Origin of the sequence: Neptuniibacter sp. QD72_48 (assembly GCF_047778065.1) — a bacterium.
In the GTDB taxonomy this organism is placed as follows: domain Bacteria; phylum Pseudomonadota; class Gammaproteobacteria; order Pseudomonadales; family Balneatricaceae; genus Neptuniibacter.
Window position 1 is genome coordinate 251,057 of sequence record NZ_CP180547.1, and the last position, 25,838, is coordinate 276,894.

Consider the following 25,838-nt stretch of genomic DNA (forward strand, 5'->3'; position numbering starts at 1 on the left):
CGCTAGAGCGATGAAATTGGTTCTGGCATCTTAATTAACTCTTCCAAGGATGGAAGCTTATGTCTTTAGCGATAGCGTATACGCGCGCGCAGGTAGGGATAGATGCACCTGCGGTTACGGTCGAGGTCCATTTATCTGGTGGCCTTCCTAGTTTTTCCATAGTTGGGTTGCCTGAAGCTGCGGTGAAAGAAAGCCGCGAACGGGTGCGTAGTGCTCTGATTAATTCAGGTTTTGAATTCCCTCAACGGCGTATCACGGTCAATTTAGCTCCCGCTGATCTACCGAAAGAGGGTGGGCGGTACGATTTAGCCATTGCTGTAGGTATCTTGGCGGCTACCAATCAATTGCCAGCCAAATCATTAGCTGATGTCGAATTGATTGGCGAATTGGCCCTTTCGGGCGAGTTGCGGCCCGTGACTGGCGTTTTACCGGTTGCCCTAGCGTGCCGCTCCGAGCAGCGCCATTTGTTGTTACCTGATATGAACCAGGCTGAAGCGCTGATGGCCTCGGGCTTATCGGTATTGCCGGCAGGTCATTTGCTTCAAGTTTGTGCTCATCTACAAGGTTCTGAGTTGATTTCAGTTGCGCAGGCACAAGTTCAGCCTTTGTCCACTGATGCTTTTGGGCCTGATCTGGGCGATGTTAAAGGGCAGGCGCAAGCAAAACGCGCTTTAGAGGTGGCTGCCGCGGGTGGTCATAATATTTTGCTGGTGGGGCCTCCAGGCAGTGGTAAAAGTATGTTGGCTAACCGTTTGCCGGGGTTGTTACCGCAGATGACCGAACAGGAAGCGCTCGAGGTGGCTGCGGTTTATTCTATTACTCAAAGTAGTAGTGAAACACGTTTACCCAGAAAGCGACCTTTCCGCGCACCACATCATACGGCTTCGTCTGTAGCACTTGTGGGAGGTGGCGGAAATCCTAAACCTGGTGAAATTTCTTTAGCCCATCAAGGTATTCTTTTCTTGGATGAATTGCCTGAATTTAGTCGCAAAGTGTTGGAGGTGCTGCGTGAGCCGCTGGAATCAGGTGAGATCTTAATTTCTCGAGCTGCCCGGCAATCGACGTTCCCAGCACAATTTCAATTAGTGACAGCCATGAACCCTTGTCCTTGTGGCTATTACGCTGATGGTACAGATCGCTGTCGTTGCAGCCCTGATCAGATAAGACGTTATCAAGGCAAGGTTTCTGGACCGTTGTTAGACCGTATTGATCTGCAGTTGAGTGTTCAGGCGCTGTCACAACAAGAGATGATTGAAGTTCCAAAAACACAAGAATCAAGTGAGTCTGTTCGCGAGAGGGTAGTGCGGTGCCGCCAAGTTCAACTCAGCCGTCAGAGTGTACCTAATCAAGCGTTAACGGGACCGCAGCTAGAGACGCTTTGCCAGATAGAACAGAAAGATAAGGAAATGTTAGCGAAAGCGTTAGAGAAACTGCAGTTATCCGCAAGAGCTTATCATCGTGTATTAAGGGTGGCGCGAACGATTGCAGACTTAGCCAGTTCTGAAGTGGTGCAAAGGGCGCATCTAATGGAAGCATTAAGCTATAGGGTGGCGGCTAGGAGTAGTTTGAATTGATGAATTACAGACGCTGTAACAACATCTGTTTGAAGTCGCTAAAGCTGATGGGGGGGCTGTAATAATAGCCCTGTATCTCATCACAATCGTGCTGGATTAGAAAATCGAGTTGCTCTCGGGTTTCAACTCCTTCGGCAATGACTTTGATATTCATGTTTTGTGCAAGACTGATGATTGAGCGCACAATCTCCGCGGCTTCATTGGAATCTTGGACGTGACTGACAAAAGAACGATCAATCTTCAATGCACTAATAGGCAACTTATGGAGCAAAGAAAATGACGAATAACCTGTGCCAAAATCGTCGAGGGAGAAGGTAAGTCCCTCCTCGGACAGAGTGTTCAGGCAGGCGCGAACATGTTCCTCATCACTAAAAATAGCTGACTCTGTTAGTTCGAATTCAAGTACCGATGTATCGATCTGTTCCTGCTCGATAATACGCTTAATCATGTCGACTAGCATGTCGTCTTTAAATTGACGGAAAGATAGATTAATACCGAGTTTGTCGATGGTTAATCCAGCCGCTTTTAGTTCCTGGAGGTGCTGGCCCGCTTGGTATATGATCCAGTAGCCGATCGCAACAATCATTCCATTATTTTCGCACTGAGGAATGAAATCTGCAGGCATGATTAAACCGCGATTAGGGTGCTGCCAGCGTATTAATGCTTCGGCGCCAGATATTTTCCCAGAACGCAGATCAATCCTTGGTTGGAAAAACAGTTGGAACTGTTCAGCACGTAATGCTGGCATTAGTTCTGCTTCCAAGTCATTTGGATTGTTGGTATCAACATCCATACTTGGGCGATAGCAGGCATAGCTGCAGCCATGAATCTGTTTAGCATTTAATCGAGCACGACTCGCGCGCTGATTAAGTAGGTCTACATCGTTGGCATGATCGGGTGCTAGTGCAACGCCAATGCTGCAATTGAGCTGTGTTTCAATTTGATCATGTTGATAAGGTTGTTGTAGGGAATTGATTAGCTTGTTTAAGTATTCGCGAACTGTTGCTTGCAGGTCAATATTTGAGGGCCTATCGATAATGATGGCGAATTCATCGCTGCCTAAACGGGCAAAGAGCTCGTCATTATTGAGACTGCCCTGAATGCGTTCACCCATTTCGGCTACTACCTGATCTCCCGTTGTAAAACCGTAGTGAGTATTGAATTTACGGAAATCGTCTAGATCGATGGTAATAAGCGCAAGGTGATGTTTCTTCTCAGCTAAATGATTTAACTTTCGTAACAGTGATTGATAAAAAAACTGACGGTTGCCTGCTGTGGTTAAAGTGTCAGAGTGGCGTAGCTGTTGAATCTCTGCGTTCTGCTTGGCTGATTGCTCTGCATGGCGCAATGTACGCAGTAATAGGTCAGCATTTAGGGTGTTTGTTGATAAAAAATCAGTGGCTTTAGCTTCAATCAGAGCTAAGCCTTGTTCCTCACTGATGTATTGGTTTAAGACAATAATTGGAATATGTGGAACAGAACTATAAATGTCAGCAATGATGGTACTGCAAGGTAAAGGGCTGACGTTTTCGCTAAGAAGAATAAAATCAATGTCGGAAAGACGTGTGCGTGCTAAGGCTTCAACCTGATCTTCACAAAACATCAATTGATACAATGGAAATCGCTCCAGTATCGATTGAATTTGCATACGATTTTGCTGGTGCTTATCAACCAGTAAAACCTTTTTATGTCGACTGAGTAACTGTCCCAGCGCTGAGCGCATCACTTACTTCCCCAACTTAGATCTACTACACAACATAAATCTTGTTACTAGCTATCTCACTAAATAGAGATTCATGTCATAATTACCTACTAGCTTAATGGCAGATTAACATTCTGAAATAAATATTAAAACAACTGTTTTAATTTATGCATTTCAATGGCTTATATGCATTTTTTAATCGGATTTCACGTTATCATAAAGGCAGTTTGTCGGCTTGTTTAAGTGAAGCTTTAGTTTTTTTGAAGGTTTTTTAAGAAATGTCACGATTAAATCCACGTCAGAAAGAAGCAGTGGAATACATAGGCGGCCCATTATTGGTGCTCGCAGGTGCTGGCTCGGGTAAAACCAGTGTAATTACCCGAAAGATTGCTTACCTGATTAATCAGTGTGGTATTGCTGCGCGCAATATTGCTGCGGTGACATTTACCAACAAAGCTTCACGAGAGATGAAAGAGCGTGTGATGTCTCTACTCCAAGGTGGGGACTCCAAAGGCCTGACCGTAGCGACCTTTCATAACCTTGGTTTGACCATCATTAAACGTGAATATAAAGCGTTGGGATTTAAGCCAGGCTTCTCTATTTTTGATGATCAGGATACTAAAGCACTGCTGAAAGACCTGATGCTACAAAACAATGAAGAGAGCGACCAAGTGGATATGGTGCAAAACTGCATATCCAATTGGAAGAACGAGATGCTCACGCCTGATGAAGCACTCGCTCAAGCCCGACTTCCACAAGATATTTTGGCTGCGCGTGCTTACGAAAGTTATGAACAGCACCTACGTGCCTATAATGCCGTAGATTTTGATGATCTGATCCTGATTCCTGTACGCCTGTTTGCTTCTCAACCTGATGTATTGGAGCGATGGCAGAACCGTCTTCGCTACCTGTTGGTGGATGAGTATCAAGACACTAACTTGTCCCAGTATCGTTTGGTACGGCAATTGGTGGGGCATCGGGGTGCATTAACTGTGGTAGGGGACGATGATCAATCGATCTATGCGTGGCGTGGTGCGCGTCCAGAAAACCTTAACCAGTTAGAGCATGATTACCCAAGTTTGAAAGTGGTTAAATTGGAGCAAAACTATCGTTCCACTAGCTTGATCCTAAAAGCAGCCAACACGTTGATCGCCAACAACCCTCACGTCTACGAGAAGACCTTGTGGAGTGAGATGGGTATGGGTGATCCAATCAAAGTTATCCATACCCGCAACGAAGATGCCGAGTGTGATCGCATTGCGATGGAAATTACCGATCTACACCTGCGTAGAAATGTGCAGTTTAAAGATATGGCGATCTTGTATCGCGGTAACTTTCAGGCGCGCTTGTTGGAGATGAAGCTCCAACACTATCAAGTGCCATATAAGTTGAACGGCGGAACCTCTTTCTTCGCACGTGCGGAGATCAAAGACTTGATGAGTTACCTTAAGGTCCTCGTTAATCCTGATGATGATAACGCCTTCCTACGAATCATTAATCTACCGCGACGAGAGATCGGCCCGAGCACTCTGCAGAAGCTAGGGCAGTACTCTTTAGAGCGTCAGATCAGTATGTTCAGTGCTTGTGATGAATTAGGCTTAGAACAGGTGATGCCTGCAAATGCCGTTGAGCGTTTACGCCGTTTCTGTACTTGGATGCAGCATATCTATCGCCAATGTCACAGCGGTGATCCGATTGCGGCTATTCATGAAATGATCCGTGATATCGACTACGAAGGCTGGATTGTGCAAAACAGCTCCAGCGAAGCGATGGCTGAAAAGCGGATGCAGAACGTCTGGTTCCTGATCGAATCCTTAAAATCGACATTGGAGCGCTTACAAGAAGAAGATCCGGATTCCGGTATCCAAGAAGCCATCAATCGCCTGATGCTAATCGACATGCTGGATCGCCAAGAGGAAGAAGACGACTCAAACCGTGTGCAGCTGATGACTTTGCATGCCTCTAAAGGTTTGGAGTTCCCTCATGTCTACTTAATGGGTATGGAAGAGGAGCTACTGCCGCATCGAAACAGTATCGAAACCGATAATGTCGAAGAAGAGCGTCGCCTTGCCTATGTAGGCATCACCCGTGCCAAGCAGTGCCTAACTATCACTCTTGCTAAACAGCGTAAGCAATATGGCGAAGTGATGGACTGCATGCCGAGTCGTTTCTTGGATGAGCTGCCACACGAAGATCTTGAGATCGAAGGGGCAGGAGAGAAGTGCCAAGTGCAAAACCAGAAACGTGGGCAAGCCACGTTGAATAGCCTTAAGAATCTATTCGACTAAAAACTGCAGACACAAAAAAGGCCGCAATCGCGGCCTTCTTTATGCTCAGAACTAAGTGATTACTTAGCGCTGTCTAGCATGTGCTGAATCGCACCTTGGATCTCTTCATCAGAACAGTCAGCACATAGGCCACGTGGTGGCATTGCGTTGATACCGTTGATAGCGTTCGCTAGAAGAGTTTCCATGCCTTTACCCGCACGGTCAGTCCAGTCAGCAGAACCGTACATTGGAGCACCAGCAGCGCCAGTTGCGTGGCAACCTGCACATTTAGCTGTGTATACTTCTTCAGCAGAACGAGCTGCACCACCAGCAGGTGCTGCTGCAGGCGCGCCACCACAAGTGTCATCGCCTTCGATACAAACAGAACCAACTGCCTTGATTCGTTCAATTACTGCTTCATCGTTAGAAGTAGCTTGTACAGATGCGCTAAGAGCAACACCTAGACCTAAAGCAACTAAAGCTGAAGTGATTTTTTTCACAGTCACGACCTCTCAATCAACCATAAATTGTTATATGGGCAGCGTGGCCTGTCAGGATGCCCGGCCTCAAGAGGTGCTCAGGGGCGGATATTCAGACACGACTGCTCAAAGTTTCACCGGCTGCGGATTATAGCGATAAATAATCACAACTGAAATGGGGCTTTGGCAGTGGAAGCACTTATCGGCCCGATTTGAGTAAATATTTTGATCATTCTCTATAAAAAGGGCGAAAAACAGGCATCTACAAGAGCTAGATCAACTTAAAAACATGCATTTAAGGAAATCTTGTTTATACTAAGGTCTAAAGTCTTGGTTAGGAAATCTGAAATGTCCAGCAATGGAATGTCTGAAACATGCGCTTGCATCCAAGCTGACGCAAAGCCAGAAGAGATGGAAAGCTTTAACCTCCTGAGTGCTATCCCTAATCAACGTATTTACCGTTGTAGTAACTGCAATGCATTCCTTGCTTACACCGAAAAGACCCAAGAGTGGGAAGTCCTCCTACAAGGTGATTTAGAAACCGAAATCAAAACCTTGTACCGACCCGAGCCGACAGACGTTACTTGAGAATAATACTTGGCGAATCATATAGGCATGGGTAGAATACTGCCCGCAAACCTTCTTGAGTGCGCCTGTAGCTCAGCTGGATAGAGTAGCAGGTTCCGATCCTGTTGGTCGGGGGTTCGAATCCCTCCAGGCGCGCCACTTTTTCTATAGCCTCACAGCTTTCAGTTTATTTCGTACAGATATTCAGAGCACTGAACTGGAGGGTGAGCACCCCCGATGGGGTTCGAGCCGAGCGAAGCGAGACAACGGAGCGTAGCGACGGCCCGAAGGGTGAGCGCTAGCGAATAATCCCATTTTTTCTATCTCTTTGTTCCTATTCGCTTTTTGTTATCCCATTCAACCGAGCTACAGGCGCACAGCAAGAACATTTGCGGGCAGTAAGTACCGGTGGTCACGATATGGTCACATGCTGGCGTGAGGGGATTGTAGATCCGTCTCTACCGGAGACGGTCTACAAGAGAAGCTTTTGATCATATATAGTTCAGTTACGCACTTCTTTTTCATCTTGGTACAAGGGATAGCCAATGACTGAGCAAAGAGCAAAAGACCCTATAAAGCCAACAGTTATAGCATTAGCGTTAAGCGTGGGAATGTTTTTCACTACGATCTTCTTCCTGCCTAATATCTATTGGGTATGGGTAATAATTCTCCTTCTTTCAAGCTATCTGTCGGTACTTGCATGCAAAGAAGAGTACGTTGGCTTTCAGCAAGCGTTTGGTTGGTGGTGTCAGGTTGGCAGTTGGGGATTTTGCTTGCGCTATGTATGGCGGCAGGTGTGGTGACAGTTTTTTACAATTTGATCTTTTAAGGCACTCCCTCACTTATTGTATGTTGAAGTTAGGCTCACATAAGGATTTGTTATGAAAAAACATATTGTCTTGATTGTCTGTCTTAGCACGTCTTTGGTTAGTAATGCTGAGCCAGATTCTACCGCACGATATTTGATCAATGAGCCTCTTAGCATGCTCGAGTGGGGTATTTATAGAATCCAGAAAAAACTTGATGAAGATAGGCTATTTCCACATCACTCGGTCAGCCCATCCTATAAAGTTGTTGAGTATGATTGGGATCGGAATGAAATTCTTATAAGGGCAAATATTTATCCAAGCCATGAGCATGTCACTGAAGAAGGAATAAATAGTATTTGCCAAAGGGTTCATTCATTGCTTAGGGCTTCCTTTCACTGGCATAAGAGTGATGATGTTAGGTCATGGGACGGTATTGCTAGTTATTTCAATCATACTGGATACGTGAATACTAGGAGGCCTAAGTCATTTCAGCGAGACATCGAATCTAATACAGCCTTTAAAGTTACTGTTTATACTAACAACCCAGACGAGGGTATTAGAGGCATCCACAAGAAGCGATTAGAGTGCTTTAGTGGCTATTTAGATAAGGAAATCGCCTACCAACACTTTGATTAAGCTTTATTTAAAGTACAGTAGAGTGGTTTCTTATCATGTGGGGAACTTTGTTTCTAACAGATTCTGAACTGCTTCCGGAGTATTGTAGCCTGAAGTAATCAGAATCTCGGCAATGTCTTTGCCGGAAATGAAGATGATAGGATGTTTGTCTTCTCTGAATTCTTCATATTCTAGTTTATGAACTGCGGATGTTTTTAGCATTAGAGCTTTCATATACGGCATCGATGATGAGGTCTGATGAAGTGACGTCCATATTCGGGATTATGCGCATTCATTTGCTCCGTGAGTGGGTCATAGTAAGTGATAGGTAAGTAAGCACAGTCTGTTGAGCGAATACGCCGGCTTTCATTATAAGCTCACAGAGAAAGGGCTGTTAGTGTGGTTCTTGGTAGGTCCATGAGGGTCTTTGTAAAGGGGACTAAGTCTATATCGCTTTTCTGTGGGCACTATTTCTAGGAGTTTCGGCTATTCATTCAGTGCATAAGCTTGGTTTAGCCGAGAGCTATATCTATTGTTATGAACAATAAAAAAACCGGCATTGGCCGGCTTTCTTTTTGAATTCAAGGCGTTACGGGGACTATCCTTCGTTTATTGGTCTTTTGATCATGGTTTAGCTCTCCTGTAAGTGATTCTGAGTATGGTCTGAACCATCGAAAAGGTCAATTCTACTTTTGACATTTGATTTGATGAATCAATTGCCACGCTTCTTGAACTATTTCGAGGACCACCGTTGAGTCGACTTCCTGATGTGTATTGTCAAGTGACTGGCTCATTATTTTCTCTGCGTAAATCTTAGCATTCTTATAGTTGCCTACCTTGAAGTATGCCTTTGACAGAGTATCCAACTGATCTAGATCCGTAAGCTCGTCAATATCAGTTACTTGCTCCAGATTATTTAGTAAGTCTTCAATCTCGTTATCGACTTCTTCAGAGGCTTCTTGAGGGAATCTATTAAGCAAATCGAGCTTATAATATAATAAATTATTATAAATTTTCGATCTGTCAGCTTGGTCATGTTTCAAAGCCTCAGTAGTTACAGTGCATGCTTGATCTATCAGTTCAAGCTTCTCTCGGTCATCTAGGCTATCTGAAGAATTACTTTTAGCCCACATATTGTAACCAATTAGAGATAAGCTATGAGCCTCAAGATGCTTTCTCTCAATCTCTGGTAACTGATCAGTTTCATCATCGCCAATAGACTTAAGTAACTCCCATGCACGAGAGCAGTAAGTTATAGCTTCGTCATACTTGCCAAGCTTCCCATGGCTTTGCCCATATCTATGTAATAAGACAGGGAAGTCAGGAAAATGTTTCAGAAGTTCTGAGTATATTGAAATGGCAATTTTGATTTCGTTTTTTCTACCAGAGGATAATAGGCAAAATGCTTCGTTCATTTTGCAGTAATAATAATAGAGTTTAGTGCCATTATCTGTGTTCTGAAAGAAGTCCTCAGAATCTTCATATACTTTCTCTGCTTGGGCTTTGAAATTTTCAGCAGCGATAAGAAGGCTTGGCACAGAACAGTCGTCAGTCGCTTGTATTCGAGAGTCACGATAACTCTGATATGACGCAATTAGTTGTTTAGAAACTCCAAGTTCTTCGAATCTTGCCAATAGGGAATTGTCTGTTCCTACTGAAATTAGTTTGCCGCTATCATCTTTCTTGACACGTTCATCATTAGCTTCTTTAGAAATTTCATCTGCATATTGAGCTGCAGCATCGACAAATTTTTTCAGAACTTTCAGATGAGCGTCTACATTCTCTGGGTTGTTCACAGGTTTCACTTGGTTTTTGCCCTGTCGAACCGTATACCCATATTTATGATCTATTTCGCCCCAGGCATCTTCAAAAACGGTTCTTATCTGTATTTCAACCGGAACATAGTATTCGTCGGAGCCGTTAGAGAAGTTTTTTACCTTTTTATTTAAGCGTCCCACTATATGGATACTGGAATACTCACCCGTAGGTTTTTTGGTATATATATCTTCTAGCCCAGCTTCTTTAACAAAATCATCGATTACATCAAAGATCGGATCTTCTACGTGAGGAACATGATAGGCAATGATCTCGCCTATAGAGTCCTTTATAAATGGATTAGGTGTTAGCTCTATAGAATGAGATATTAGGCGGATAACTGACTCAACTACATCTGGTAAATTGCTTCTAAAGAGGGTGACAAACCTAACCCCAATTACGTCTGTAATATCAAATAGGTTATACTCAGGTTTATCCAGCCTTTTTCGTTCCAGTTTCTCAAGCAGGGCGCTTTCAGACTTGGTTCTTGATTTATATGCATAGCATATAGAAGGTAGGTCAGTATCTGCTAATTTGCTGAGAAGTAGCATTTCCCCCTGAGCAGCTTCCATATTAAGCTTCAGAGCATTGTATTTTTCAGTGCTATCTTTTTGGTCTGTTTCCATATTAATAAGCGTCCTTTTACTAGCAGAGACCTTTGTAAGTACTTATTCATGATCGCAAATCTTGGCAAAACTATATACCAAAATAGGAAGTGGGAATATAAAGACTGAGTAACAGACTCTTAACAAGAGCATTTAAGGGCGATAATACTTTTGGTCACAGTACCGGAGGAAGGTGTTTAATAGGCCCACCCCGTTTAAGTGGGCTATTAAACATTTTGCTGTGGTTGAAACTTACTCTTCGAGAATAGCTTCTTCTAACTCTTGTTCAGGTTCTGCCTCTACAGCTTTAGGTCTAGAGATTGGCTTAGGAGGGGCTGGCTGCCAAGCTCTTAAGTTTTGCCCTACAAGGTCATAGAAGGTACGAGCAACTTCTTCAACATCTTCGATGAAGGTTCTGGAGCCCGAAAAGCGTACAGCTGAATCCTGAAGTAACACGACTTCAAATGCAGTTGGGGCATGCTTCGGGTTGCTACACTGAATCTTGTCAGGGTCTTCTCTTAGCTCTGCTAGAGCGCAACTGGTGTCATCTATAACGGATGGCCATGATGCTTTCACAATGATTCGAGCGTCTTCATCGGTGTTCTTCAGCATTCTGAGTAACCAGTTAACTCGTGCTGAAGTAGATTTTTTATCTTGTGGTGCTTTCAGCTTCATTGATGCGGTAATTGACCGAGTAGGTAGGTTTGCCTGAATAAGAAGGTCAGATGCTGCGTCAGGTATTTGCAGAATGGTGAACAAAGTATTCGTATCACAGAAATCAGCAATGCGATGTTTTAGCCGTGCTACCGGGTCATCCTTAACCTTCCTGTCCATTTTCAGATGCACATTCTTACCAATGTGTTTAGACATTAATAAGGCAAGGTCTCTTTGTTCTTGAAGCCATGCCCCAACGGTTTCTTCAATGTCTTGGTCGGTACGTTTCAGCTTAATTTGAGATACTGCGTCCTTAACTACAGCTTTCCATCCCTTGTTCATCTGAGTGAAACCTTCCACCCCTGTAGATTGATGATCAAGGAATCTTATAAACTCATCGAGCATATACGCTTGTTCAGAGTCATCTACGCTATCTTCAGCTCTTAATATTTCTGCCTCAGAAAGAATCCACGCCCAAGGCCAATGAAATAGCTCAACTTTACGCAGCTGATTTTTTGGAATGTTTATAGGATGATGGTCTGCTCGAGCTACCATCTGATTCGAGATGGTGATTACTGCGTCTATATTGTGTTCTTTGGCAATTGCTATATATCGAGCTACCTGCTCCTCTGATAGTGTTGCTTTGCCTATCTTAGCTTCGATGAGTGCAGTCCAAGTATTCTTACCATTTACTATTTTAAGTAAAGCATCAGGGCGGTCTTTATTATCTTTAGAGCCCAAGGTTACTTCAGTCCATGCATGAAGTTTTGCTCTAGCACCGAGTCTGTAGTTACAGCTAGCGAGAAGGTTTTTTGAAAGAGAAGGGATCTGGGTCATCATCGCAAGGCTTACGGAAAGAACCCTTGCTTCTTTATTGCTTTCAGAGCCGACGGGAATCAGTCGAGCGCTGTCTCCCTGAATAAGATAATCTGGCTTCATTGCACATCACTCCTTGAACAGATGAAATTTCAGTATAGGCAGGCTCTAAGTAATTTGTCACTGTAGCTAGATCAAAGATTGATTTGAAAAAGAAGGAACTCCGCCTTCTAAGTAATGTAACCAGAAACGGAGCTAGATATAGAAGCTTTACTTACTAGCCTTTAAAACAGAACAGCAGACTTTTAAACGGCGGGCCATAACCTAAACAACAGATCCACAAACCGTTGATCACTCTTTAAAAATAATAATAGGGAGAAAGTCATCACGCTATTCCCCTTTCCCCACCCTCAAGGCCTCACCCTAATCAACTTCCCATCCCTTTCATCAGTCAAAATATATATAGCTCCTTCTTTATCAACTTCGATATCCCGAATGCGAACATCTAAGTCTTCCAAATAACGATGTTCTTCGTATTTTTGATTCGTTTCTGAAGAACTAGAAGCCTTGGTAAGTCGATTAAGATGGCTGCCTTTTAATGCGCCGATTAGAAAATCGCCTTGCCACTCTTTGAATAGGTTTGCTTCATAACGGATCAAACCTGACGGAGCGATGGAGGGAACGTAATAATATTCTGGTTGCTGTATCCCTTTTTTATGCGTGCCTTCACCAATCGATGGCCCCCAGTACTCCTTACCGTAAGTAATGATCGGCCAGCCGTAGTTTTTTCCTTTTTGGACTAAATTCAGTTCGTCTCCACCCCTAGGGCCGTGTTCATGGATCCATATATTGCTTTGAGAATCGATAAACATTCCCTGTGGATTTCTGTGGCCATAGCTGTAAATGCTTTCTGGGATAGGCTTGCCTGATTTATCAGTCATGCCTATAAATGGGTTGTCTTTTGGGGTGCTGCCATCTTTGTTGATGCGATGGATTTTCCCCGCGTGATCAGACAGATCCTGAGAGCGGTGGCGCTGCCCTCTATCACCCACGCTGATATATAGGTTGTCATTTGCTAAGGCGAGACGTGAACCATAGTGATGGACTTTGCCGCTGTAAGGGAGGGCTGTGAATAATACTGTCCAATTGACTAATTCGAGGTCTGGGCTCAGTTCGGCAGAGGCTACGCGAGTGGTCGATCCTTGCGATCTGTCTTGATGACTGAAACTGACATAGAGCTTTCGATTGCTTGTAAAAAGAGGGTCACTGAGCACGTCTAACAGCCCGCCCTGACCATCCGGGTTAATATTTTCAGGCCAGCCGGTCACTTTCTGTTTCTTGCCTGTGTTTGTATCGACAATCCAACCACCAACCTCTTTTTCTGTGATCAGCAATTCATGATCACTTACCCATGTCATGCCCCAAGGGTAGTTGATGCCTTTAGCTATAACCTTTGTATTTAGGTTGGTTGTTGCTGAGACGGACAGTGATAAAGACAGCCCTGCTATAGCTGTAAAAACTACACCAAGAATAGGTCGTTTATATAAGTTTAACGCTCTCATCAAAATGGCCTCATTGAATACGTTATTGGCTGGTGATGAATGATTAAGATTCGTACGTCATGTTTTTAGAGATCAGATCATTAAGATTAGTTTAAATCAAAAGTAAGTGAGAGAACGGTTTTCTCATCTTCAGATTCTGCTTTTTAATGATCTTTATATTCGAAATAGCACTTTGCTTTCAAAGCGTTAAGCTCGCTACTCTCTTTGTAAATTGATACCTTTTGCAGGTAAAAATGGGCTTAACAATAAAAGGGACAATAAAAAGATGAGCATGAAACAGATCTCCACGCTGCTTGTGGGACTTGCGTTAATTACATCGTTTCAAGCTAAAGCCGATTGGCAGAAAGCGGATAACTACAGACAGAGTGATAAAACCGATATCTACCTAGCTGCCTCCTTGAATGCTTACACGGCTGCGAATGTTAACCTTGAAGGCTTGAGCCAAGCCCCTCTGTATTGTCAGCCAGAAAAAGTGGATTTGGGCCCAGAGCATGCTGTCTCTATTTTCGAGAAGGAACTGCAATACCGTATGATGGATGGCTCCAGAAATAGCCCTTTCTGGAAGGAAACCGATCTTGAATATGTTTTATTGTGGGGGCTGCAACGTGCTTTCCCTTGTGATTAGTATTTCTAACCTCTGACGCAGTTTCTACCTGCCTGTTTAGCGGCATATAGGTTGGAGTCAGCTTCGTTAATGAGGTTTTGATAATCAGGGTGGCCCGAAAAGCTTGCTATACCAAAGGAAGCGGTAACATTAATGCTCCTTGATTCTGCAATTGTTATGGAGGTATCGTGGATGGTTTTTCGCATCCTTTCAGCCAGCTTCATGGTTTCTTGTATGTCCATTTCAGGAGCTACAATTAACATCTCTTCGCCGCCATATCGAAAAGCATAATCAGTTAATCTAATATTTTCCTTAATTAGTCTGCAGCATTGCCTCAGAACGGCATCACCCGCTTGATGTCCATATAGATCATTGACGCGTTTAAAGTGATCCAAGTCGATCATCATTATTGAGTAGGGTGGTCCGCCGTTAATCGCCATTTGAGTTTCTTGTTGCAAAATAGGGTCAAGAAAGCGGCGTTCTAATAAGGTTGTTAACGCATCTTGTTTAGACTCTTTGGCTAAATTGCAGTTGGCTTCTTCGGTCAAGTGCCAAATCAGTTCTTGCAGGATCTGTTTTAGTGCATTTAGATCCTCTGAACTGGCGTTACTGCCTTGGGCGTGTAAGTTCTCTCGGTGTTGGTCAGAGGAGTCTAATGCTACGTTAATTTTTTCCAGTCTTTTAGAGCTTGAAACGATCAGGGGAAGTTTGTGTTTTATCCACAAGCCGAAATCCTTTTGCTTAATTGATTCAGAAAAGGATTCACTTTCTTTTGGGAAAGCGATCAGATTGGAAGTCATCCACTGATAAATGCTGCTTTTGATCCGCTCTATCTCTAAGGCGAGCTCTTGCGCCGATGATGCCGTAATAAATTCTTGTGAGGTCCGTTCGTGCGCAACTTTTCCTCTGAGATAAGACTCATTAATGAGGCTCATAGCAGCATCTAGAATTTTGTTGACCAGAATGACGGAATCAATAGTTTGCGGTACTGCCAAGTTACTGCTTAAAACGGTATGAATGATGCCTTCTTTAATAATGGTCATACCTGCATCGACCAGAGGCATAGGTATTTCAACTCTAGAGTGAACCTCACCTACTTTTAAGTGGGATCTTAAAGAATCTTGTACTTGATCTTCACGTTTGGGGGCTAAAGTTTTTTTAAGCCATTGCCCGAGTTGCTTTTTTAGTCGAATCTCTACGAGGTGATTATCTAAAAATTGGGCAGATGCCTGATCTGAGAGCAGGACTGTATAGAACTTTTCAATATATGAAGGAATATTAGGTTCTATGATGGGTGATAGTTCTTTGAGAATGTTGTTTGCGTCCGTGTCAAAAATATTTCCATAGTAGTAACTGCTAACGCTAACCATAACTGCGCCCTAACGTTGTAATAACTATGTAGTGTTACTAACTCTAGTTTAAGGCTAGGCAATTACCAGTTGTGAGCGTGTTTGGTTTACGGAGTTTTAGCTTTCCTATACTGAAACCAGAGCCTGTAAGACAACTTTACTGGCAAGAACCTAGAGGAAAGTCACTGTGGTTAGAGATAAACCGGTTCCATCAAGCCGTGCAGGCCGTTTACTCAAGTTGGGCCGCCTTGCTGGTGGAATCGCTGGTGAGATGATCTCTGAAGGTGCAAGTCAACTGCTAGGAGGTAAGAGAGTCAAAGCAATAGATCTGCTGCTAACACCTGAAAATGCTAGGCAACTGACAGATAAGTTATCGGAAATGCGCGGCGCCGCCATGAAAGTTGGCCAGTTATTATCCATGGAGGCGGGGGATTATCTTCCACCTGAGCTTACCGATGTTCTAGCGACTCTACGTGAGAGCGCTTATACCATGCCACAAGGGCAAGTGGCTGATGTGTTGAAGAATGCTTGGGGCGTCGGTTGGGAGGAACAGTTCGAACACTTTTCTTTTACGCCAATTGCGGCGGCTTCTATAGGGCAGGTTCACGAGGCTAAAACTAAGCAAGGTCAGCATTTAGCGATAAAAATTCAGTATCCCGGGGTGCGCGTCAGTATCGATAGTGATGTAAATAATGTCTCTACTTTGTTCAAACTGTTACGCTTGGTGCCAAAAGGGTATGACCTTTCTCTACTCTTAGATGAGGCGAAACGGCAGTTGCATCAAGAGGCTGACTATAAAGCCGAAGCCGCCAGCATCGCAGAATATAGAAGTTGTCTCGGAAGTGATCCCAACTTCGATTTGCCTACAGTGGATAGTTCACGCAGCAGTGCTGAAGTACTCTCAATGTCGTTTGTGCCGGGTGTGCCTATAGAGTCACTGGCTGGTGAATCGAGTCAGTTACGTAATCGGATCGCTACCCGCATGTTGTCTCTGATGTTAAAAGAAGTCTTCGAATGGCAATTGGTTCAGACCGATGCCAATTTCGCGAATTATCGATACCAAGCCGAAAAGGAGTGTATAGGGTTGTTGGATTTTGGTGCGACGAGGCGTTATCCTGCTGAGTTTACTGAACAGCTCCGGCAATTGATGGCGGCTGCACGGGATGATGACCTTCCTGCTATCGAAACTTATGCATTGGCGTTGGGTTATCTCCGGGCAGATGAGGATCCGGTTTATCGGCAAGGGTTATGCGAGATGATTCGTATGGTTGCTGAACCTCTACGGCAAGAGGGATGGTTTGATTTTGGCTGTTCAGATCTATCTAAGCGGGTGGCAAATCAGGCTATCTCTCTACGTGTTCGTCAGCGCTATATGCATCTACCGCCGACAGATGTACTGTTTTTGCATAGGAAATTCGCGGGTACTTATCTACTCTGTGCACGTTTGCGCGCGCAGGTAGATATTGCCTCCTTGATCAAACCTTATCTCGTCTAATCATTAGAATTGCCCGGATCTCTCCGCTTTTTCCAGCATCCTTAATAGTTTGCTATGTGCTTGAGCTTGTTGCGGACTCTGATCTCGACACCAAGCGCTTAACGTCACCAAAAAAATCCCTGTAAGTGTGATTTCTTGAATTTGGCGGCGCCGCCCTCCAGCATTTAACTCCGCTATATCAAGCCATAGTTGAACTAAGCGTGAGAGATCAAAAATCATGGGGCCCCAGTGGTGCATATGCGGTGGATGTAACTTTGCTTTAAGCATCTGAGTGGTTACCGCGTGATAGGGAGCGAGTGCTTCAAACCAGCGCCAAATAATATGATCCAAACGTGAAGTAAAAGGTAAGCCAAGAATCTCATCTCTATCTGCTGATAGCATGGTTTCTAGAGCCTGCGAAAACCAGAAATCGGCAATCGCATTGGTATCGGCGAAGTGTTTATAAATCTCACTGATTGAGGTGTCACAATGCACCGCGATATCGACCAAACTGAGGTCGTACCAGCTCCCCTGCTGTTGCGCTAAATCTAACGCTGTGTCGAGAATGGATTGGGTGTCCAAACTCTCTGGATTAGGTTGGGCATCATTCATAATTTACACATCGTTTAACAAGGGTGAGTTACATAACATCAAACCGAGTATGTTTAAGGGGCATGTTAAACAGTATAGGGCAGCAATTTGATGCTAAAAGGAAGGGGGTAAATAGAACTGGTTTGTCGGATCTTTACAAGCGCCCAGCTTTCCTTAAACGACGTATCACCAACCAATGGTATAACTTGCTGCTTAAAGGCCTGATCAGTGGGAGGCTTATGAACCAGCCTAAGAGTCGATAACTGGGTACTCTTTGCATCAGTATTCGATAGGCATCCAACTCCGAGTGGATTTTTCCATCTGCATCTCGAATATGCAGTTCGGTTAAGGCTTTCTGTGGGTCTATGCCTAGAGCTATCAATGCTTGCTCTTGGTCGGTGATATCAAACCATTCAACCGCCTCTGCAACATTAGGATCTTGGCTTTCGTAGTTTTTACGATCTTGAACGCAACGAGGGCATGAGCCGTCATAGAAAACTGTGATTCTATTGTCGTTATCAGACATGGTTTACCGTCTCGTGAAAGAGGCTTACCTAAAGTGTGGGTCAAAGGTGCTAGAAATTAAAGGTTAATTAACAAGCGCTGCGGCACGCTATTATTTTGTTTTTACTACGGGGTGGCTTAGGTTGAAGGTGGTCGAACATAGCATTTAGACAACGGCTTCCTTAATAAAACTCAGATGCTATTAAATCCTGCTTACTTAGGGGTTTAGAAAAATAATACCCCTGAATCTGATCGCAATTTAGTTCATCCTTAACGAAGGCTACTTGTTCTTCGGTTTCAACTCCTTCTGCGAGCAGTTGCATGTTCATACCGTGAGCTAAACCTGAAATAGCCTTAACGATATGGCCCCCTTCTTCATCATGAGGAAGACCTTCAATAAATTGCTTATCAATTTTGAGTGTGTCGATTGGGAGCTGTTTTAGATAAGTCAGTGATGAGTATCCCGTTCCAAAATCATCGATAGCGATTGTGACTCCGAGTAATCGCAACTCATTCAATATGGAAAGCGCTGCTTGATAATCGTCAATGATCACATTTTCGGTAATCTCTACTTCAAGGCTATCTGTAGGCAGATTAAAGCGTTTTATATTCTTGTGAATAATCTGTGCAATATTTTGTCTTCTAAACTGCTGAGGTGAAATGTTAATCGCAATTTTGTTGATCTTTGAACCATCTCTTTGGAATTCCGCCATATCAGAGCAGGCTTGTTCAATCACCCAAGTACCAATCTCATCAATCAAACCGGTCTGTTCTGCGACAGGTATGAAAGTCGCAGGGGATAGATGTTTGATCGCTGGATGGTTACAACGAATGAGCGCTTCGATCGATAGATTATGACTGTGACAGCTTACTTGTGGTTGATAGTGTAGGTTAAAGGCTTTATCGCGAACCGCCTCTCGCAGTGAAAATTCAATTTTCTGTTGTTGCTCAATAGCCTGATTCATCTCTAGTTGGAAAAAACGGAATGAGTTTTTACCACTTTCTTTCGCATGGTACATCGCATGATCAGCGTTAATAAGGAGCTCTTCGGGCGTGCGGCCGTCTTTCGGGTAGATGCTTATTCCTATGCTGCCTGAGATATGGACCTGGTTGTTAAAAATATCAAAGGGGGTGTTAAGTTGTTTGAGGATTCTATCAACGACTTTAGGTAGATTAACGATGACTTGTTCAGGGTTTAAGCCCGGTATAAGGATCGTAAACTCATCGCCGCCCATGCGAGCGATAGAATCTTGCTCTCGAATACAGAGCTTCATCCGACTGCTGGCATCTTTTAAAAGTTGATCGCCAGTATTGTGTCCAAAGCTATCGTTGGCCGCTTTGAAACCGTCCAGATCGATATACATAACTGCTGCATGGGTGTGCTCTCTTTGAGCTTCGGCAATTATTTGACTTAAGCGGTCGTTGAATAGTATGCGGTTAGGAAGGTCTGTGAGAGGATCAAAGAATGCCATATGCTCTATTTTGTTCGCCGCTTCTATACGCTCAGAGACATCATTTTGAACCCCGACAAGGTGAGTTGCTTCGCCATCGGTTGTCGTTATGATCGACAGTGTAAATTCGTTCCAGAAGTAACTGCCATCCTTACGCTTGTTGCGCAGGACTACGGAGCATGTTTCTTGGTCAACAATCGCTTTCCTTATTTCTTCTAAGGCACTGCTATTCTCTGCAGATTGACTAAAGATGTTGGGGCTCTTACCAATGAGTTCTGCTGCAGAATATCCGGTCAATTTCGTGACCGCAGGGTTTATGTAAATGATTGGATAATTAGGTGCGTCATATTTACAAATTACGATGCCACTCTTAACGGCTTCAACCGCTTTGTATAACTGGGTTAGTTGTTGTTCTCGTTCTTTCTTCTCTGTTATTTCAAAGCAAAGGGTGCCTAGCCATTCAATCTCATCGTGAGTATTAAAAATTGGGAAAATTGTGGTTTCAAAATGACGTTCACGATTGTTTAAATTGAGTAGCTCTTCATGAGAAACTGGGATGGCTTCCGAAATAACCCGATGTTGTAGATCAACTCGTTTATTGAGCAGATCTTCACGAATTTTTCCATCTACATAGGGTGATAGGTAAGAAGTTCTATAGGCGTCATTCTGAATGATCTTTCTTCCATCAATACCTTTTAGACTAAGTCCTACGGGTAGGTGATTCACTACGCTCTTTAAGAGGCGATCCCTATTGTGAAGATCATCCAACATCTCGTTGATTGAACTGCCCAGAAGACCTATTTCATCATCAGGTAGCTTTTGTGTACGTGAATCAAGGGCGCCTGATTTTTGAGCGTGAATAGTCTTACTGATCAAACTTAGTGGACGAAGAATAACTTTGTAGAGAGTGGTTGTTGCTAATGCCAGCATCAAAAGAATAGCCGCGGAGATTGCGAACATATGATTGAGTAGAGCATTGTTCGCTAACGCCTCGGCTTCCGCCCAATTAAAACGTAAATAGAGGATGCCTTCGTAGCTATCAGGTTCAAGAGAAAAGGCTGACGAAATATTCACGTCTTTAGGTAATATTAATTGCTCAAAAGACTTTGGCTGAGGAGGGGTGTCCGTTAAGCGTTTTAATGGCGCAATAACGATTACATCTCCATTACGGTGAATAAAATCACCGAAAATATGCTGTTCTGCACTGCTATCAAGTAACTCAAGCATGTCTGCAGTGTGTTGATCTAAATCTGCATCTGGATGGGTACTCGAAGCCCAGATAATAGTGGGGTCCAGCGTGGCGAGGGTGATGCCATAAACTCCGGAGGTTTTTAGAGTGATCTCTTCTAATGCAAAGCGTAAATCTTGATAGCCAGGATTAATCTTCGAGGCTGCTCGTATGGTTGTTAGCATGAGCTCTGCGCGTTTATGCAGTTGTGAACGGAGTTCGGGTAATAAGCCCAGTTGCGTAATAATCGCAGCACTCAGAATTAACAGCGCAGCTCCCGCTAGGATAGGGAGTAAAAACTTGCGTTTGAGCGAAGTGCTCATGATCCAACCTCTTTATAGCACCACATGACCAAGTGATGTATTGGGACCAAGAATACCGTTTTTAGACGTTTATGTATCTACTTCTAATGTAATATGCTTATCAATAGTTTGCGAAATGGTGGGGGATAACATGCAGAGATTCTTAAAAAGCTTACTTCTTTTTTGTGCGATTAGTATATCAAGCGTCAATGCTAATACGAATCCGATCCGCGTGGCTTTGGATGACTTGCCGGGTGTGGATATGCTGCCTACCCTCATTGCTATTGAACGGGCTAAAGAGAGAGGCTTGAATATCAAGGTGAGCTATATGCTGTCAGAAGGTATGGCAATGAGAACTATCTTGAATAAACAAGCGGATATTGGCATGGGGACTCCTTACCAGAAAGTGCAGGAAACCGGTGCGGCCATTCGTATGTTTTACCAGTTAAATATGCTCCGCTTCCATCCTGTTGTGGATACGCGTTACTACACGAGTTGGGATGAGTTGGACGGCGTAGATATGTACTCCCATGGCAAAGGTTCAGGTACTGAAGCCTTAGTTAATATGATGGCCAAAAAACACGGTATTACATACGGAAAAATGGTCTACCTACCTGGCTCTGGTGTGCGCGCAAATGCCATGGTAAATGGAAGAATTCATGCGACCGTTGTGGATACAGAGCGTAAAAATCAGCTAATTTATCGGCCTAAATCCCCTTTTAAAGTACTCCCAATCGAGAAAATTGATGCTACAGATGAAGCGTTGTTCGCGAATGAGGCCTTTATTAGTGCTAACCAAAAAGAGCTCGGAATTTTAGTAGAAGAACTTCTATTTGTCTGGAGCAGAATGAATCTTGAGCCTGTATTTATTCTGGATCAGCGTAATAATTATGGATTACTGCCGAAAGTAGCAGATATTAAAATACTTCAATATGTACAGGAAATGGTTGCTGAGGGAGCTTTCCCTAATGATGGAGGCCGAGCATCAGCCTTCGCGGCCGATATAGCATTTTATGGTTTTGCGGGAACGATTAAACAACCTGAAAAGCAAACACTAGAGCAGTTTTGGGATTTTTCGATTCTTGACCAGGCTCTCGATTCTTCCTCTGTCGTTCAATAAGTGATCTAGGGTGCTTTAGGCATACTGCAGTTTTTTTCAGCTAAAATTGCTTGGTGTCCTGTAGCCATTAACCTTGGAAAGTTAATAATGCGAACGGTTAATTTTGGATGGTAGAGACCGTAGTTATGGATAGACTTACAGACATAAGCGGCAAACTTTTCGTGGTTTTCAGATTGTTGCGTGGTCCCAATCTTAAAAGTTGTTGCATTAATCCATGCGGCATCTAAAGCGATAGGCTCAAGTTCACTTTGGAATCTGAGTTCAATCTTTTGGTGTAGGGTGCTGTAATTTTTTGTTGCGTATGCGTTAAGCGATAATGAAAGCACAAAAAAGATAAGTCCGAAATTTTTCATAGGTATTATACCCTTTGTGTACTTGGCGGAGAGGTTGTTCGATCTGGCTTCCCCGTAAGAGCAAATCCCACTTCTCTATGATTCCATATACTGCCGAAAATTTCGTAGTAATATGAAGTTGTAGAATTGTATCTAGATATCTTGGCGGTAACGGATGGCCGTTTTAATGCTCTAAAAGAGTTCTGCAGTGTGGATAGAATGAATCGTCGTCCTTGTCCATGCGATGCAGTTTCTTTGTTGTGATGCGGTATGAATAATACTTTTTGTCTCTTATATGTCAATGTGATTTGTAAGGTTTTAACTTGCTCATATTGTTGTGATTATTCTTAATGTTTTTGAGACGATGTCTCTATTAAGCTAGGGGCCTGAGCTATGGGCTTCGTGTGATCTGTTAATATAGATGTGACTTTTGTCAGAGTTTATTTATAAGTTCTTTATAAATTTCTAATTCGATCCCTTTGCTATACAACTGCCTAGAGAGCTCTTCATCGTCGATTAGCTTTGACTGGCGTAGACGAGTGAGTTCGGAGCAATAATTACCTATGTAAAGAGCTTGACTGTTTAGGTCCATACTCTCCAATTTAACCTTGCTCTGATATGTAAGAATGGGTCTGATCCAATCAGGATTTAGTGCCCATTCTTTCAATGCCATTAAGGTAAATTTGTGACTGTAGCGATTCATGATGTCACTGAAGAAGGATTTGGACGGGTATGTGCCAGGTGCTTCTGTTTCAAGAACATCAATGAGGAGTTTAAAGATGACTAATTTGCCAACATCATGAAGTAACCCATTGAGGTAAGCCTGAAATTCATTCATTCCTTTAGAGGATGCGTATAAAGCAGCCATTGTTGCCACATCATGGGAGTGTTGCCATATGTTAGCGCCAAAAAAGCGGAAATAGACAGAATTGATTTTCAGGTTGTCGACCATCAATGTGCTGATTACGAGTTTTCTTATTTCATCATTACCCATCATGATTACAGCATCATCAATGCTTTCAATCTCTGTTTTACTACAGCGATAAAAGGCAGAATTTGCTAGATGGAGTAACTTTCCAAGTAATACAGGATCTTCTTTGACGGTTGCAACAATTTTAGAGGAACAGACGTTCTCATCAATTAACGCTTCCATCAATTCTAGAGAAGCATTGGCGATCTTAGGAATAGTATCGGGATTGAAATTAGTAAGTTCGGCTATTACTTTAGCGACGAGCTTGTCATCTAACTCGTTTGTATTGCCAATACTATTATGTTCATTTTGCACATCTTGCTCTAAAAGAGTGCTTATAAAAAGCTGAGAGATCTCCTCTGCAGTTGCTTGCGGAGCTCTACGTTTTGTCTCTGGAACTTGAGGTGAGTTTGCTTCTTTTTTTTTGAATAGGGACTTAAAAATCACTCTAAACACCAGCTTTTAAGGTTGTGCTACTACTAAGTCCCTTAAGAATAGCTGACTTCTATTACGTGTGATCTGATCTTAGTCACAATTTGGAATGGTTACTCATTATATAGGCTTTACTTATGTAGGGAATTAACCTTTTAGTTACAGATAGTTGCTTTGAGTATTCCTGGATATTGCTAGAAAAAGCCAGAAGTCGTGCTTTGAAAAAGAAGCTGCATCATGAAGTGTTAGAACACTTATATTTTTGATTCTGTTGTATGGCTTAATGAATGAAGCTATAAGTACTACAGCTTCATTCATATCAATTTTTGGGGGGTTAGGCTTCTATAACCACTTTGCCAAAATGTTTAGCTGCTGCCATGTATTCATAAGCATCTTGGGCATCGTTGAATGAAAATGTTTTATCAATGATAGGGTTCATATTTTGCTCAGCCATAAATTCCGTGAGCTGTGTAAGCATTTCGGTACTACCTACATAGATACCTTGTATTCTCAAAAGGTTAAAAATCGTCATTAAGCTGATAGTCGGGTTTTCTAAGCCGCTTAGAATGCCAATTACGGACACAGTACCGTTAACTTTTGTAGAAGCAACGGACTTCTCGAAGGTGCCGGCGCCCCCTACTTCTAATACGTTATCAACGCCTTGACCGTTGGTAAGTTTAAGCACTTCTTCTTCCCAATCTGGCGAGGTCTTATAGTTGATCGTGTGGTCGGCACCGAGTTTTTTCGCACGTTCTAATTTCTCATCGCTAGATGAGGTGATAATCACTTTGGCACCTTTAGCTTTCGCTAGCTGTAAGCCAAAAATAGAAACCCCTCCCGTACCCAATAGAAGAATGGTGTCACCCATTTTAATATTGCCGACGTTAACTAAGGCGTGCCAAGCAGTTGTTGCTGCGCAGGGGAGGGTTGATGCTTCACTGTAAGATAGATGTTCAGGGATTTTTACCGTGCAATCTTCTTGCAGAATAAAGTAGTCCGCTAGCACTCCATCTATTGCGCCACCCAGAGCCGAATTAAGACCTTGATCATCGATCTCGCCATCTACCCAGTGTTGGAAAAAGTTACCAATGACTCTGTCGCCTGCCTTAAATTGAGTAACCTCGTCACCCACACTAACCACTTCGCCAGCGCCGTCAGACAGAGGGATGATTGGGCGTACATCATTCCGTACATAGCCACCTAAAGTAATTAACGTATCTCTATAGTTGAGAGAGCAGGCCTTCATCTTAACCAGAATCTCTTTGCCCTTGGGTTTAGGCGTTTCTATTTCGACTTGCTTAATCGCTTGAATGCCTTCGGCGGAATCTACTTGGTACGCGCGCATATCTGTTCTCCACTAAATGTTGTAGGAAAGAGTGGCACTGAGATATGGAAGGGGCAACCATTAAGGTGAAAAATGGCTCTAAAGTAGTGACTGTTTTCAGATTTAGGAGATAGAAAAGGGTAGGGGACAGAGTCGCCCCCTAAGAGGTTCTATTTCTCGCAGCTCATACTGTTGATATCGCGTGATCGGAGATTGAAATTATCCATTAGCTGTCGAAAGGCATCATCGCTTAATGCTGCTGTTTGGAAAGTGCGATGAAAATTGTTATCGACTTCTATCTCTGGTTGCGTTGTCATCTTTTTATGCATTTGCGACAGCGTGCTGAGGTTTGGATCGTATTGAGCGAGTTCTGCTTCTAGTTCTGTGGAGAGGTCTATCCAGTTGTTGATGCTGCCCCAAGTTTGTACTTTGTCTGGGGTATGTTTTAACGCTAATTTCACCGCAAGAACACGACGTTCAATCGAAAGCAGTTGCGTGTCTCTATAGTGGTTTATTCGCTCAGCATATTCAGGCAGAAGCTGGACGGCGCGTTTGGCACTGTCATATTGCCAGGTAGTTTGGGCTTTTGCGTAGAGTTCAAACTTATCAGCACAGCTGGTTGAATCTGCTAGGACGATACCTGAAGCGCTAAGGATCATTAAGCAAGCTAAGAGTCTCAAAGGTAACCCCTC

The 25,838-nt window shown here is 43.3% G+C and carries 21 protein-coding genes, 1 tRNA gene and 1 other RNA gene; 10 read left to right on the forward strand and 13 right to left on the reverse strand.

Annotated features, from left to right (window positions below):
• Positions 1 to 59 precede the first annotated feature (59 nt).
• Positions 60 to 1,574 (forward strand): YifB family Mg chelatase-like AAA ATPase, encoded by a 1,515-nt coding sequence (locus tag ACMXYX_RS01050; protein ID WP_415897343.1) that lies wholly within the window; start codon positions 60 to 62, stop codon positions 1,572 to 1,574.
• A 4-nt stretch (positions 1,575 to 1,578) separates the two neighbouring features.
• Here the strand turns inward: ACMXYX_RS01050 and ACMXYX_RS01055 are convergent, their stop codons facing one another.
• Entirely contained in the window at positions 1,579 to 3,297 is a 1,719-nt protein-coding gene (locus ACMXYX_RS01055) for an EAL domain-containing protein (protein ID WP_415897344.1), read from the reverse strand.
• Positions 3,298 to 3,554: 257 nt separating this feature from the next.
• Here ACMXYX_RS01055 and rep point away from each other — a divergent pair, with 257 nt between their 5' ends.
• Complete coding sequence (rep, locus tag ACMXYX_RS01060; protein WP_415906386.1) at positions 3,555 to 5,564, forward strand: DNA helicase Rep; 2,010 nt, start codon at positions 3,555 to 3,557, stop codon at positions 5,562 to 5,564.
• A 59-nt stretch (positions 5,565 to 5,623) separates the two neighbouring features.
• Here rep and ACMXYX_RS01065 read toward each other — a convergent pair whose 3' ends face one another.
• The gene (locus ACMXYX_RS01065) at positions 5,624 to 6,043 is read right to left on the reverse strand and encodes a c-type cytochrome (RefSeq protein WP_415883153.1); all 420 of its coding nucleotides are present in this window, start codon (positions 6,041 to 6,043) and stop codon (positions 5,624 to 5,626) included.
• Positions 6,044 to 6,370: 327 nt separating this feature from the next.
• Here ACMXYX_RS01065 and ACMXYX_RS01070 point away from each other — a divergent pair, with 327 nt between their 5' ends.
• The 5 genes from ACMXYX_RS01070 to ACMXYX_RS01090 all read left to right on the forward strand — a co-directional run bounded on the left by ACMXYX_RS01070 (position 6,371) and on the right by ACMXYX_RS01090 (position 8,034).
• Positions 6,371 to 6,610 carry a hypothetical protein gene (locus tag ACMXYX_RS01070; RefSeq protein ID WP_415906387.1) on the forward strand — a complete coding sequence of 80 codons (240 nt, stop codon included), beginning with the start codon at positions 6,371 to 6,373 and terminating at the stop codon, positions 6,608 to 6,610.
• Between the two features lie 61 nt (positions 6,611 to 6,671).
• Positions 6,672 to 6,748, forward strand: a tRNA-Arg gene (locus tag ACMXYX_RS01075).
• Between the two features lie 45 nt (positions 6,749 to 6,793).
• Positions 6,794 to 6,915, forward strand: a non-coding RNA gene (locus tag ACMXYX_RS01080) — RtT sRNA.
• A gap of 219 nt (positions 6,916 to 7,134) precedes the next feature.
• The gene (locus tag ACMXYX_RS01085; protein ID WP_415906388.1) at positions 7,135 to 7,392 is read left to right on the forward strand and encodes a hypothetical protein; all 258 of its coding nucleotides are present in this window, start codon (positions 7,135 to 7,137) and stop codon (positions 7,390 to 7,392) included.
• Between the two features lie 78 nt (positions 7,393 to 7,470).
• A complete protein-coding gene (locus ACMXYX_RS01090) occupies positions 7,471 to 8,034 on the forward strand; it encodes a hypothetical protein (protein WP_415906389.1) in 564 nt (187 codons plus the stop codon).
• Between the two features lie 665 nt (positions 8,035 to 8,699).
• Here the strand turns inward: ACMXYX_RS01090 and ACMXYX_RS01095 are convergent.
• The 3 genes from ACMXYX_RS01095 to ACMXYX_RS01105 form a co-directional block, all read right to left on the reverse strand.
• Positions 8,700 to 10,454, reverse strand: coding sequence for a hypothetical protein (locus ACMXYX_RS01095; RefSeq protein ID WP_415906390.1), 1,755 nt, complete (start codon positions 10,452 to 10,454; stop codon positions 8,700 to 8,702).
• Positions 10,455 to 10,685: 231 nt separating this feature from the next.
• Positions 10,686 to 12,026 carry a hypothetical protein gene (locus ACMXYX_RS01100; RefSeq protein ID WP_415906391.1) on the reverse strand — a complete coding sequence of 447 codons (1,341 nt, stop codon included), beginning with the start codon at positions 12,024 to 12,026 and terminating at the stop codon, positions 10,686 to 10,688.
• A 287-nt stretch (positions 12,027 to 12,313) separates the two neighbouring features.
• Positions 12,314 to 13,465, reverse strand: coding sequence for a PQQ-dependent sugar dehydrogenase (locus ACMXYX_RS01105; protein ID WP_415906392.1), 1,152 nt, complete (start codon positions 13,463 to 13,465; stop codon positions 12,314 to 12,316).
• A gap of 265 nt (positions 13,466 to 13,730) precedes the next feature.
• On the opposite strand from ACMXYX_RS01105, the gene ACMXYX_RS01110 reads away from it, so the two are divergent.
• The gene (locus tag ACMXYX_RS01110) at positions 13,731 to 14,090 is read left to right on the forward strand and encodes a hypothetical protein (RefSeq protein WP_415883158.1); all 360 of its coding nucleotides are present in this window, start codon (positions 13,731 to 13,733) and stop codon (positions 14,088 to 14,090) included.
• Between the two features lie 5 nt (positions 14,091 to 14,095).
• Here ACMXYX_RS01110 and ACMXYX_RS01115 read toward each other — a convergent pair whose 3' ends face one another.
• Positions 14,096 to 15,439 (reverse strand): GGDEF domain-containing protein, encoded by a 1,344-nt coding sequence (locus ACMXYX_RS01115; protein ID WP_415906393.1) that lies wholly within the window; start codon positions 15,437 to 15,439, stop codon positions 14,096 to 14,098.
• Between the two features lie 166 nt (positions 15,440 to 15,605).
• Between ACMXYX_RS01115 and ACMXYX_RS01120 the strand changes: the two genes are divergently transcribed.
• Positions 15,606 to 16,913, forward strand: coding sequence for an ABC1 kinase family protein (locus ACMXYX_RS01120; protein WP_415906394.1), 1,308 nt, complete (start codon positions 15,606 to 15,608; stop codon positions 16,911 to 16,913).
• Positions 16,914 to 16,916: 3 nt separating this feature from the next.
• Here the strand turns inward: ACMXYX_RS01120 and ACMXYX_RS01125 are convergent, their stop codons facing one another.
• The 3 genes from ACMXYX_RS01125 to ACMXYX_RS01135 all read right to left on the reverse strand — a co-directional run bounded on the left by ACMXYX_RS01125 (position 16,917) and on the right by ACMXYX_RS01135 (position 20,989).
• On the reverse strand, positions 16,917 to 17,504 hold the full coding sequence (locus ACMXYX_RS01125; RefSeq protein ID WP_415883161.1) for a TetR/AcrR family transcriptional regulator: 588 nt from the start codon (positions 17,502 to 17,504) through the stop codon (positions 16,917 to 16,919).
• A 133-nt stretch (positions 17,505 to 17,637) separates the two neighbouring features.
• Positions 17,638 to 18,009: a thiol-disulfide oxidoreductase DCC family protein gene (locus ACMXYX_RS01130; RefSeq protein WP_415906395.1), complete on the reverse strand. Its 372-nt coding sequence runs from the start codon at positions 18,007 to 18,009 to the stop codon at positions 17,638 to 17,640.
• A 160-nt stretch (positions 18,010 to 18,169) separates the two neighbouring features.
• On the reverse strand, positions 18,170 to 20,989 hold the full coding sequence (locus ACMXYX_RS01135) for an EAL domain-containing protein (RefSeq protein ID WP_415883163.1): 2,820 nt from the start codon (positions 20,987 to 20,989) through the stop codon (positions 18,170 to 18,172).
• Positions 20,990 to 21,119: 130 nt separating this feature from the next.
• On the opposite strand from ACMXYX_RS01135, the gene ACMXYX_RS01140 reads away from it, so the two are divergent.
• On the forward strand, positions 21,120 to 22,088 hold the full coding sequence (locus ACMXYX_RS01140) for a hypothetical protein (RefSeq protein ID WP_415883164.1): 969 nt from the start codon (positions 21,120 to 21,122) through the stop codon (positions 22,086 to 22,088).
• Positions 22,089 to 22,093: 5 nt separating this feature from the next.
• Here the strand turns inward: ACMXYX_RS01140 and ACMXYX_RS01145 are convergent, their stop codons facing one another.
• The 4 genes from ACMXYX_RS01145 to ACMXYX_RS01160 all read right to left on the reverse strand — a co-directional run bounded on the left by ACMXYX_RS01145 (position 22,094) and on the right by ACMXYX_RS01160 (position 25,826).
• Positions 22,094 to 22,441, reverse strand: a complete 348-nt coding sequence (locus ACMXYX_RS01145; protein ID WP_415883165.1) for a hypothetical protein — start codon at positions 22,439 to 22,441, stop codon at positions 22,094 to 22,096.
• 412 nt (positions 22,442 to 22,853) lie between these two features.
• The gene (locus ACMXYX_RS01150; RefSeq protein ID WP_415883166.1) at positions 22,854 to 23,837 is read right to left on the reverse strand and encodes an HDOD domain-containing protein; all 984 of its coding nucleotides are present in this window, start codon (positions 23,835 to 23,837) and stop codon (positions 22,854 to 22,856) included.
• A gap of 319 nt (positions 23,838 to 24,156) precedes the next feature.
• Positions 24,157 to 25,167: a zinc-dependent alcohol dehydrogenase family protein gene (locus ACMXYX_RS01155; protein ID WP_415883167.1), complete on the reverse strand. Its 1,011-nt coding sequence runs from the start codon at positions 25,165 to 25,167 to the stop codon at positions 24,157 to 24,159.
• Between the two features lie 149 nt (positions 25,168 to 25,316).
• Positions 25,317 to 25,826 carry a hypothetical protein gene (locus ACMXYX_RS01160; protein ID WP_415883168.1) on the reverse strand — a complete coding sequence of 170 codons (510 nt, stop codon included), beginning with the start codon at positions 25,824 to 25,826 and terminating at the stop codon, positions 25,317 to 25,319.
• Positions 25,827 to 25,838 lie beyond the last annotated feature (12 nt).